Below are 10,985 nucleotides of genomic sequence, written 5' to 3' on the forward strand. Positions count from 1 at the left end.
CCTTCTATCCATAGAAGCCACCAGGCAAATATCAATAATCTCTAGTCAAGCCCGGAAGATAAAAAGATTATCCCGCGACTACACGCCTTCAGGATGAGCGTGAACGGTGATCCTACTACCAGACCCGTTGATACCGCTAGAGTATAGCCTGTGGTGCATGAAAATATTATATCCAGTATCCATATAATAAAACCAGGTTACCTTGGTGGGAAGGGAGAATCAATTGAGTTCACCGAGATACCTACCGCTCCCCGAGCCCGTGATCACCCCTGGTGAAAACCCTGCCCCAGGCATGAATCATAGTGTTGTAACCACGACCACGGGTATTCATGGCACCATGACGGGCCCCCTGCAGCAAGGTGTATCGATGCCGCTGCTCATACTACTTGCAGCCGCCTCACTACTCATAATAGCATTACTCATATTATCCATTGCCTCGACGAGGATGCCCCAGGGTTCAACCATGTTTAAGATCTCCGTGAGCAAGGAGGATGACCTGAGAATACAGTACTCCTATACAGGGGTCAAGGAGATACTATGGCGCACCCTGAGAAAGCTTAGGAGTATCCATGGATGCGGCACGTGTACGCCGAGGGAGCTGGCTCGTCTAAGGATCTCCATGGTCTTGAAGAGGTTTAGCGAGGTATATGAAGACGTTGTCTACGGTGATCAACATAGAGATGATGCCTTAGAGGTTGTTAGACTCATCGAGGAGGGAGGTGGATCAAGTGGTTAAAGTATATTGGTTCGGCGTATTCATCCTGCTACTACTTATAACCGGGTACTCTGGGGTACGGATAAGAGGGGAGCTAGTTGGGGATCCTCCCTCAGTATACAATAACATGCCTGGTGGACTCACTATCTTCACCAGTAGTGAGGCATTGGAGAGGAGGGTGGACATCATCTATTCCTTAGACGATATCTATAGATATGACCCAGGCAAACACGCCCTGTTAATCGTGGGGCCAGACACACGTGTGGACGCCTCACCCCGGCTCAGGCAATGGATCGAGGATGGAGGACTACTCATTGTGATGGATGAGACCATGAATACCGAGGAGTTGTTACGGGGCTTCGATATATATTTGGGGGACACGTCGGCTATACAGGAGATAGCTACTGGTGTATGCAGTGTGGGGAACGCGAATATAAAGGTTGTTTTCAACGTGTACACCGTGGTGTATTCGACAAGCAACTACACGGTCTTATGCCGCGTCAATGATAAGACAACCGGTTTAAGCCGTAGCATAGGTAGGGGAACGGTTATCGCGATAGGTGATTCAAGCCTGGTTATCAACGAGGTTTTATCAAAGGGCGGGGCCTGGTACGGTAACAGGTTATTCATAGATATTGTGAGCAATGGGAGGGATCTTGTGGTATACGAGGGTGGCAGGACATATGCTTATTCATCGACCAGCGTGATTACACAGTATATCAGGGGACTCATACTATTAGCATCAGATGCCTTCGAATCCATACTATATATACGTAATCCCCTCCTAAAGCTCCTCGCGGTGCTAACGATAATACTCACAATTCTTACAGCAGTGCTTTTAAAACTAGGACTCTCAATATCTCACAGCCGGATCCCCCGGCGTTAAAAGGGGTGGCGTAGCATGTATATTTCAAAAAGAGAATCAGTGTAGAGGCTTCAATACACCGAACATTAATAAACCGTTGTACCGCTCGCCATTAATGAACCTTGTCTTCACCCCTCTCTCCATGAGTCTTTTATCGAAGTCTCCTGGGGTAATACTCCTCGGGTCTAGGGTATCTGATGCGATGATGAAGTTGACGTTTAGCCCGAAGCTGGGTATCCATATATTATACTCCGCCATATACTTGAAGACCCTTCTAATATTACCGGCCACATAGTCGTACTCGCTTGTATAGAAGTAGCTGCTTCCAGCCTGTGTGACTAGAACACCGTTATCCCCCAGTATTCTTTTAACGCTCCTGTAGAATCCCTCACTGTATAAGGGCTTCGCCGCCTCGCCTGCGTAAGGATCCGTGAGATCCATTATTGCCACATCAAAGTACTTGTCGGGTGCCTCGGCCACGTATTTCAATCCATCCATGATGAACACCCTTGACCTCGGATCATTGAAGCTCCCCTGGTGCATGTGTTCAAGGTACTTCTTCGAGAACTCTACCACCACGGGATCGATATCCACCATTACGGCTTCTTTAACAGTATTATGCTTTAAGACCTCCCTGAGCGTTGCCCCCTCGCCGCCACCGATGATTAGAACCCTAGATGGCTTCGGGTGGAGCACCATCGCTGGGTGGACGAGTAGTTCATGGTATAATGCTTCATCGGCTTCCGTGCTCTGTATAAAGTTATCTATTATAAGCGCCTTACCGAAGCCATCTAGCTCGGCGAATATTATCTCCTGGTATGGCGATTTCTCAACAGCGTATACCTTGAGGACCCTTAATAATAGCTTGAATGATCTACCGGCTGGTTCAAATAAGCATAATCCCTCCTCACCGGACACCCTACTTCCCCTCCTTAATCCTTATAAAGTCCTCGATTATCTTATCCCCTGAACTAGTACCTATCCTAGATGCGCCTGCAGCTATTAATGCTAGGGCATCCAGCCCGCGTCTTATACCACCAGACGCTTTCACACCTATCTTACCGGATGCCGCCTTATACAATATATCTACGTCATGTACTGTTGCAACTGATCCAAGGAACCCCGTACATGTTTTCACGAAGTCCGCCCCTGCTTCCACGACTAGCTCTGTCGCCTTCCTCTTCTCCTCGTCACTGAGCAACCCGGTCTCAATGATCACCTTAACGGCTCTAGCCCCCTTGGACCTAGCTGCCTCAACAATTCCTCTTATATCCCTCTTAACGTACTCATAGTTCCTCGACTTGAATAAGTTTATATTCATAACCATGTCTATCTCGCTGGCACCTTGCTCAACAGCTTCAACGGCCTCAGCTATTTTAACTCTTGTAGATGTGTTACCGAGTGGGAAGCCTACTACCACGCCAACATCTATTGTTCTACCAGCTACCTCCCTCACGTACTCAACGAGCGAGAGGGGGATCATGAGTAGTTTAAACCCGTATCTCCTAGTGTCCTCGATGTATTTATCAAGTAGCTTTAAATCAGCCTCGGGCTTCAGTAAAGTATGATCAATCATGCCTGCCAGCTCTCTCACACTCAGCTTCTCAACAAACTGTGTAAACAAGTACAACACCTCTTTATTTCTCGGGGTTATCAAGTGAATCAGAAACGAGTTAAAAAAACTAGTGTTGTTTCCCGCTCCTTATTTTCTCAGAGTATTTCTCAGGAGTATATAGCTCCTCATACTCCTTCGGGTTCGATGGCTCGATAACGATGATCCACCCGGCTCCATAGGGGTCCTTATTAAGGAGCTCCGGGGTCGTGGATAGCTCTTCATTTACCTCTACTATCCTACCGCTCACCGGCGCGTAATACGATGACGATGCCTTAATGGAGTCTATTATACCCAGCTCCTCCCCTTTCCTCACTACTCTCCCGACCTCGGGTAGCTCAACCGAGACTATGTCCTTGAGCTCCTTCTGAGCATAGTCGCTTATACCCACCCTGATCCTCCCGTTCTCGAGGAGAGCCCATTCATCTGTCTCAGTGTACCTTCTATCCGTTTTAACAACGTATTTCTTACCCTTAACCTCTACAATAACTTCACTCATATATCCCACCATGTATAGCTATGCGGCCGGATAATATTAAGTTTCCGCATGAAGCATTATCTTTAATAGTTTTACCTCATCCTCCCTCGTCAGCTTGAAGCCGTAGTGTATCTCCATGAACTCCTTCTTGAACTCCATGACTTTCTCCTTCACTTCAGCTGGGCTCCTCTTATCTATCACAACCATCTTCATGAGCCTAGCTATCTCCTTCATCTCGCCCTCCTTCATACCCCACCTGGTTAACTCCTGGGTTCCAAGTCTCAGCCCGCTTGGATCTTTGACATCCTCCGGCCTATCCCATGGTAGCATGTTCTTGTTGACTATGATGTAGGCGTCCTCTAGTAGCTTAGCTACCTTGGTGCCTCTGCCGAGCTCTGCAACGTCTACTACCACCTGGTGGCTCGTGGTATAACCCTTGCTCTCCATCACAACCTTAAAGCCCTCGCTTGCAAGGGCCTCCGCTAGTGCTTTAGCATTTCTAACCACCTGCCTAGCGTACTCGGAGCCCCAGAGCTTCATCTCTATTGCTGTAACAGCCATTGCAGCTAATCTATGGAGATGGTGGTTGGAGACGAACATTGGGAAGACGACTTTACCCATTTCCTTATAGTCCTCCTCGTTTGAGGTAGCGAATACTCCGCCTTGTGGACCTGGGAATGTCTTATGCGTTGACGAGGTGATTACATCTGCCCCAAGCTTCAACGGGTTCTCCCATACACCTCCAACTATTAAGCCCAAGACATGTGCCACATCATGTATTACCTTAGCCCCCACACTGTGCGCTGCCTCAGCGATCTCCTTGGTTGGATGCGGGAATATGTAGAGTGAGCCGCCCAGAGTCACTATCTTCGGCTTGACTTCTTCAATGAGCTTCCTGGCTTTATCAACATCTATATTCCACTCTTCTATGTTGAACGGCATCTCAATCTGCTCTATGCCCAGCGCCCCAAGGGTCCCATACCTGGTGTGACTTACGTGTGCACCGGCTTGAACAGGGGCAACTACTGCTTTATCACCTGGCTTCGTGAATGTTCTAAAGGCCGTCGCATTCGCTGTCGTACCGCTTATAGGTCTTAAATCCACGTATTTAGTGCCTAGGAGATCACCCATTAACTCCTGGGCTTTAACCTCTAACTCATCAACGTATATGAGCCCCTGGTAGAACCTCTTATACGGCTTCCCTTCTGCATACCTATGCATCATGTCGTTCAGGTACACGAGCATTGCAAGGGGTGACATAACATTCTCGCTTGCAATCATGTTTATTGTTTGCCGCTTCCTCCATACCGTGTGGTTTATGGTGATGCTTAATACCTGGTTGAGGTCTGGATACATTTCTCTAAGAGCATCTATGCCTAGGGCTTCACCTGATTCATATACCAATTTCAATCCACCTACATTTACCTTACTATGTCTTAACGATCCTATAAATACTCATTTCTTTATGAATGGAAAGTCAACAATTTTAGCAGGGTATCGCTTCCCCCTTATATCCACTGCTAACTCCTCACCGAATACAGCGTACCTAGCGTCCACATAAGCCATCGCTATACCTCTGTTGAGGACTGGGGAGTAGGTTCCACTGGTAACCCATCCAACCCATACATCATCAGAGTATACCCCAGCATCCTGCCGTGGAAACAGTCTCCCGGCCTCCTTACCCAGCTTTAACCCTACTCTAATCCATCTAACACCTTCACGTCTACAGGCCCTTAATGCTTCCTCGCCTACGAAGCCCCTCTTCTCCCATGTGATCGCGCCGAGACCGTATCTCAGGCTTAGGGCACATGGGAATTTCACAGGGTCCTCACCGTACTCGTGCCCGCCCAGCACGAAGCCCATTTCTATACGCAGGGTGTCCCTGGCTATTAACCCGGCTAGTTTAACCCCTTTCGAGACAAGTAGATCAACCAGCTTCTTCATCTCACCGTGCTCACCCCAGATCTCGAATCCATCCTCACCAGTCCATCCGCTTCTACTCACTAAGAAGGTTTTGACCCCATGTATCTCCTCATTCATACGGAACTCCAGGACCTTGAGGTCGCCCGCCCACTTTGCTCCAAGCGACTCCATTACTTCGGCTGCACGGGGACCTTGCAGTGCTATCATGGAGTAATTGAACGTTAAATCCGCTATCTCAACTCTGAACCCCTTCTCACCCTTTACTTTCTCAAAGTAGTTTAGCATTGACTCCCTGGCTAAGGCGTTTGTTACCAGGAGCCATTCTTCATCGCTTACCTTATACATCATTTCATCATCTTTTACTCTAGCCCATTGATTCAATGCTAGCATCGGGCCGCTCATAAAGTGCTCCTTCGTCTTACTGATGTCCTTAGTGTATATGTACTGGGCGAATGGTAATACATCGGGGCCTTTTAACAATATTCTCCCCATGTGGGATACGTCGAAGAGCCCGACGCTCGTTCTCACAGCCATATGCTCCTCGATAGCGTTGGTATAGCGGTATGGTACCTCCCATTCCCCGAATAAACCTGTTTCAGCCCCTTTCTCAATATAGTATTCGAGTAAAGGTATCCTGGACATTTTTATACACCATAGTTTTAATTTATCTATCTAAGTATTTATAGGTTCCATACACAGTTATAACTATATATACCTCGAAACCATTATTTGTTTACTGGGTGGTTGAAACGAGGCCTCATCCTTGGATACCTGGTTCCACCGAGGAATCGCTTAAGAAAATGCTGGATGTAATTGGCGTTAAAAGCATTACCGAGCTCTTCAACGATATACCAAGGGAGGTACTGCTAGGGGAAGACGAGTGGAATAGACTGGAGATAGGTGTGGGAAGGCCCTTATCCGAAATAGAGGCCAAAGAGATCGTTGATGAAAAGCTGGCTAAAAACAGGGTTTTCAATCCCCCGCCATTTATGGGTGGAGGGGTCTACCCTCACTACGTGCCTCCCATTGTTAAATACATTATCTCAAGAGGGGAGTTTCTCACAGCATACACACCCTACCAGGCCGAGATATCTCAGGGATTAATGCAGGCAATCTTCGAGTATCAGAGCATGATGGCTGAGCTGCTTGAGATGGATATAGTTAACGCATCAATGTATGATTGGTCCTCGTCCATTGCCGAGGCCGTATTAATGGCTTTCAGAGTTAGAAAGGGGAGAAGGAAGATCCTGCTACCAGCCAACATGAACCCCCTCCATAAAAGGGTTGTGGAAACATATGTCAAGCCTCATGGATTAAAGCTGGAAACCATACCCTATGATAGGGAGCTGGGCACAGTTGATGTGGAAGCGCTTAAATCAATGATCGATAATGATACAGCAGCAGTATACATCCAGTACCCCAACTTCTTCGGTATCGTGGAGGACAAGGCTAAAGCCATTGGCGAGATAGCCCATGAGAAGCAGGCATTATTCATCACAGGTGTGTACCCAGTGGCCCTCGGGATCCTTAAGCCCCCTGGTGAACTAGATGCCGATATTGCTGTAGGCGAGGGGCAATCACTTGGATTAGGCATGAACTATGGCGGCCCTCATCTCGGGATATTCGCCATCAAATACGATATGAACCTGGTTAGACAGATGCCTGGGAGGATAATAGGGTTGACGACTACCATTGATGGGGGAGATAAAGCATTCGCGATGGTGTGGCAGGCGAGGGAGCAGCATATAAGGAGGGAGAAGGCTACGTCTAACATATGCACTAATGAGGCATTGATGGCCGTGGCAGCAGCCGTTTACATGGCTCTGCTGGGTAGGACAGGGTTTAGAAGGCTGGCTGAACTTATATACTATAGGGCTCACTACGCTGCAAGCAGGATAAGCGAGATCGGCTTGAGAAGGGTCTTCAAGGCTGAATTCTTCAATGAATTCCCCATTTCATTCAATGAAGCAGGGGTCAAGTACTCGGTGATACATGAGAAACTACTTGAACACGGGTTACATGGAGGACTCTACATAGGCGGGTATTATCCTGAACTAGGTGAGACAGCCCTTTACGCCTTCACGGAACTACACTCCGTAAAGGCTATAGATAGGTTAATCGAGGTACTCGGTAAGGTGATCCGGGAGGTGGGAATGTAATGAACAGGTTCAGACAGGCTAGGAACTGGGAGCCATTAATATTCGAACTCGGGAGCAAGGGTAGAATAGGTTTCCTGGTACCGGAGCCAGAGGATGCAGCGAAGAAACGCGTGGGCAGTATAGACATACCACCGGAAATGAAGAGGACAAGGGATCCAGAGCTCCCCGAGCTAAGTGAGGTCGAGGTTGTAAGGCACTTCACAAACCTCTCTCAAGCAGCATACGGGGTAGACAACGGTCCCGTCCCCCTGGGCTCATGTACTATGAAGTATAACCCGAGGATAGCCTGGGAGATAGCCGGCGATCCAAGGATAGTTAATCTACACCCCTTACAGGATGAGAGAACGGTTCAGGGATTACTGGAGATCCTGTATGAGCTCCAGAAATGGCTTGCAAACATAACAGGTATGGATACATGCATATTGCATCCAGCGGCTGGGGCACATGGGGAGCTAGCCGGTGTATTAACTATAAGGAGGTATCATGAGGTAAAGAATCAACTGGATAAGAAGACAGATATAATAATACCTGACAGCGCGCATGGAACAAACCCAGCTAGCGCGGCGATGGCTGGTTTCAGAGTTATAGAGATCCCATCTGCTGAGGATGGCAACATAGATATGGAGGCGTTGAAATCCGTTGTGGGGGAGTCAACGGCTGGATTAATGATAACTAATCCAAGCACTCTAGGATTATTCGAGGAACACATACTAGAGATAGCAGAGCTCCTGCATAAGCATGACGCAATAATATACTATGACGGGGCAAATCTCAACGGGATAATGGGTTACGCGAGACCCGGTGACATGGGCTTCGATATAGCTCACCTGAATATACATAAAACATTCGGGGCACCCCATGGTGGAGGAGGCCCTGGAGCCGGGCCAATCTGTATAAAGGATAGGGTTGTCGATAGTGAAAAGAATATAATGCTCTCGGATCTTGCACCAGGCTACAGGGTCGTCTATGATGAGTCGACGGGATTGTACAGGGTGAAGGGACCCGGGGAATATAGTACTGGATTACTTAAGGCCTTCTTCGGTAATATAACGCCGCTGATATGGGGCTACGTATATATCCTTAGCATGGGTCCACAGGGATTAAGAAGGGTCACAGAGCACGCTGTACTCATAACCAACTACTTCATGAAGCTCATGGAGAACGTGAAAGGATATAATATACCATATGGTAGAGGACGCTTCAGGAAGCATGAGGTAGTTCTGAGCGCGCAGCCCATGACTGACGAGGTTGGGGTAACAGCTGAAGACGTTGCGAAGGGACTGCTGGACGCTGGATTCTATGCTCCAACCATATACTTCCCGCTAATAGTCAAGGAAGCATTAATGACAGAGTTCACTGAGACCGAGACACCGGAGAACGTTGAGAAGTATGCTGAGAGACTCAAGGAGATCAGTAAGATAGCCTACAGCAATCCAAGCGAACCTAAGACATGGCCAAGGAACACTAGTGTTGGAAGAGTTGATGTTCTCAAGGCTAATCACCCCAAGCATGTCACACCCACATGGAGAGTACATGTCAGGAGGATGAGGGGAGAAATTCAGTGAGATATGACACGGTAGTAGTGGGCTCCGGCACGGGAGGCTACCCGGGAGCGATATACCTGGCTCAGAAGGGCTTAAAGGTTGCAGTCGTAGAGGAACACTTGATCGGTGGAGAATGCACTAACTACGGATGCGTACCCAGTAAAGCCTTTTACCAGGTAGCTGAGGCCATTAGGAGCATTGAGAAGATCGGTGGTGAAGCCTCGGTTAAATGGGAAAACCTGGTTGAATGGGTATCACAGGTAGTGAGGGAGAGCCGGGAGGGAATTAAGGGTTTATTCGAGTCACACGGGATAGACGTAATAGAGGGCAGGGCCATCCTCAAGACACAGCGTGAGATAGTTATTAGTGCCGGGGAAGAGAAGAGGCGGATTGAAGCCGGTAAAATACTTCTAGCCCTAGGGACAGATCCCTCACCAATACCAGGGGTTTCATTCGACGGCGAGGGAATAATAAGTAACAGGGAGGCCCTCTACATGAGGGAGAAACCCGGTGAAGTATTAATAATCGGTGGTGGAGTAATAGGCGTCGAACTAGCCAATATCCTCTCCTCTTTCAAGGTAGGTGTTACAGTAGTAGAGTTAATGGATCACATACTGCCTACAATGGATAGGGATGTCGCGCAAGCGTTGAAGACGCATCTCTCTTCAAGGGGTGTGAAGATATATGAGAAGACAACGGTTAAATCCATGACTAAGACTGGTGGCAAATATTTAGCAGAGCTCTCAAACGGCTTGAAGCTTGAGGTGGATAAGGTATTAATAGCAACTGGGAGAAAGCCTAGAACCAGGGAAGCTGGATTAGTTGAGAACAATATAGCACTGGATCAGAAGGGCTTCATAAAGATAAATGAGAGACAGGAGACAAGCATACCAGGCATATACGCCTCAGGCGATGTTGTCGGGGGGCCACTGCTCGCTCACAAGGCTATATTAGAGAGTATTTCAGCGGCTAGATGGATGAGTGGTGAGGAGGGCTTCCATATAGACTACTCATCCATACCCTCCACTATATTCACAGGGCTCGAAATCGCGTCAATAGGTTACACCGAGAAGGAGTTAACAAGCAGGGGAGTGAAATATGTTAAGGTGAGGATACCGGCCTACTATCTCTCAGCGGTTAAGATTAAGGGCGGCAAGCAATCCTTCATAAAGGTGTTGCTCGATGAGAGGCAGGAGAAGATACTTGGAGTACATATAGTTGCCCCCAACGCTTCAGAGGTTATCTCGGCATATATACCATTATACCTTGGTAAAATAGGCTTTGGAGACATCTCCAGGATACCCTACCCGCATCTAACAGTATCTGAGTCCCTTAGAGACTTCGCCGAGTACTTGCTGGGTAATCCAGTACACTTACTCAAGAAGTAGGTTTTTCACTCTTAGCAACTACATCAATAATATTTTTCAATACCTCATATCCAGTCATACAGCATTCATCTGTATAGGGTGAAAGACTGGGCTTCTTCAATAGAATATGTTTCCTAGTCGGGTTTCCGTTTTTACAGATCCTGATTCCAGCGTGATCTCTTATATGTGGAGAACACGGTGATCAATAATATTACTGTCAATGCGAGCGCTAGTAGCAGAGAGATAAATAGGAGTTCTGTGGAGTGTTCACCGAACCCGAAGCATATAGGTATAATGAATAATATTATGCATCCCCCTCCAG

At 47.7% G+C, this 10,985-nt stretch carries 10 protein-coding genes; 5 read left to right on the forward strand and 5 right to left on the reverse strand.

The features are described 5' to 3' along the window. Positions 1-223: 223 nt before the first annotated feature. Both ACP5N5_RS03240 and ACP5N5_RS03245 read left to right on the forward strand, forming a co-directional pair. The gene (locus tag ACP5N5_RS03240) at positions 224-736 is read left to right on the forward strand and encodes a hypothetical protein (protein WP_276813928.1); all 513 of its coding nucleotides are present in this window, start codon (positions 224-226) and stop codon (positions 734-736) included. Further along, entirely contained in the window at positions 729-1,601 is an 873-nt protein-coding gene (locus ACP5N5_RS03245) for a DUF4350 domain-containing protein (RefSeq protein WP_428132890.1), read from the forward strand. Before ACP5N5_RS03240 ends, ACP5N5_RS03245 begins: the two co-directional genes overlap by 8 nt. 36 nt (positions 1,602-1,637) lie before the next feature. Here the strand turns inward: ACP5N5_RS03245 and ACP5N5_RS03250 are convergent, their stop codons facing one another. The 5 genes from ACP5N5_RS03250 to gcvT all read right to left on the reverse strand — a co-directional run bounded on the left by ACP5N5_RS03250 (position 1,638) and on the right by gcvT (position 6,235). Next, positions 1,638-2,498 (reverse strand): spermidine synthase, encoded by an 861-nt coding sequence (locus tag ACP5N5_RS03250; protein ID WP_042667297.1) that lies wholly within the window; start codon positions 2,496-2,498, stop codon positions 1,638-1,640. Between the two features lies 1 nt (position 2,499). Then, a complete protein-coding gene (gene deoC, locus ACP5N5_RS03255; protein ID WP_083757821.1) occupies positions 2,500-3,204 on the reverse strand; it encodes a deoxyribose-phosphate aldolase in 705 nt (234 codons plus the stop codon). 58 nt (positions 3,205-3,262) lie between these two features. After that, positions 3,263-3,691, reverse strand: a complete 429-nt coding sequence (gcvH, locus tag ACP5N5_RS03260) for a glycine cleavage system protein GcvH (RefSeq protein WP_042667298.1) — start codon at positions 3,689-3,691, stop codon at positions 3,263-3,265. A 36-nt stretch (positions 3,692-3,727) separates the two neighbouring features. After that, on the reverse strand, positions 3,728-5,026 hold the full coding sequence (gene glyA / locus ACP5N5_RS03265; protein ID WP_428132916.1) for a serine hydroxymethyltransferase: 1,299 nt from the start codon (positions 5,024-5,026) through the stop codon (positions 3,728-3,730). Between the two features lie 99 nt (positions 5,027-5,125). Further along, the gene (gene gcvT / locus ACP5N5_RS03270) at positions 5,126-6,235 is read right to left on the reverse strand and encodes a glycine cleavage system aminomethyltransferase GcvT (RefSeq protein ID WP_428132903.1); all 1,110 of its coding nucleotides are present in this window, start codon (positions 6,233-6,235) and stop codon (positions 5,126-5,128) included. Between the two features lie 98 nt (positions 6,236-6,333). On the opposite strand from gcvT, the gene gcvPA reads away from it, so the two are divergent. Genes gcvPA through lpdA form a run of 3 tightly spaced genes read left to right on the forward strand, consistent with a single transcriptional unit; the run spans position 6,334 to position 10,684 of the window. Further along, positions 6,334-7,752 (forward strand): aminomethyl-transferring glycine dehydrogenase subunit GcvPA, encoded by a 1,419-nt coding sequence (gene gcvPA, locus ACP5N5_RS03275; RefSeq protein ID WP_428132907.1) that lies wholly within the window; start codon positions 6,334-6,336, stop codon positions 7,750-7,752. Next, complete coding sequence (gcvPB, locus tag ACP5N5_RS03280) at positions 7,752-9,317, forward strand: aminomethyl-transferring glycine dehydrogenase subunit GcvPB (protein ID WP_012607965.1); 1,566 nt, start codon at positions 7,752-7,754, stop codon at positions 9,315-9,317. The genes gcvPA and gcvPB overlap by 1 nt, the downstream gene beginning before the upstream one ends. Next, positions 9,314-10,684, forward strand: coding sequence for a dihydrolipoyl dehydrogenase (gene lpdA, locus ACP5N5_RS03285; RefSeq protein WP_276813921.1), 1,371 nt, complete (start codon positions 9,314-9,316; stop codon positions 10,682-10,684). The genes gcvPB and lpdA overlap by 4 nt, the downstream gene beginning before the upstream one ends. Positions 10,685-10,985: the final 301 nt, after the last annotated feature.

This window comes from Desulfurococcus sp., assembly GCF_049970475.1.
GTDB classification, from domain to species: domain Archaea; phylum Thermoproteota; class Thermoprotei_A; order Sulfolobales; family Desulfurococcaceae; genus Desulfurococcus; species Desulfurococcus amylolyticus.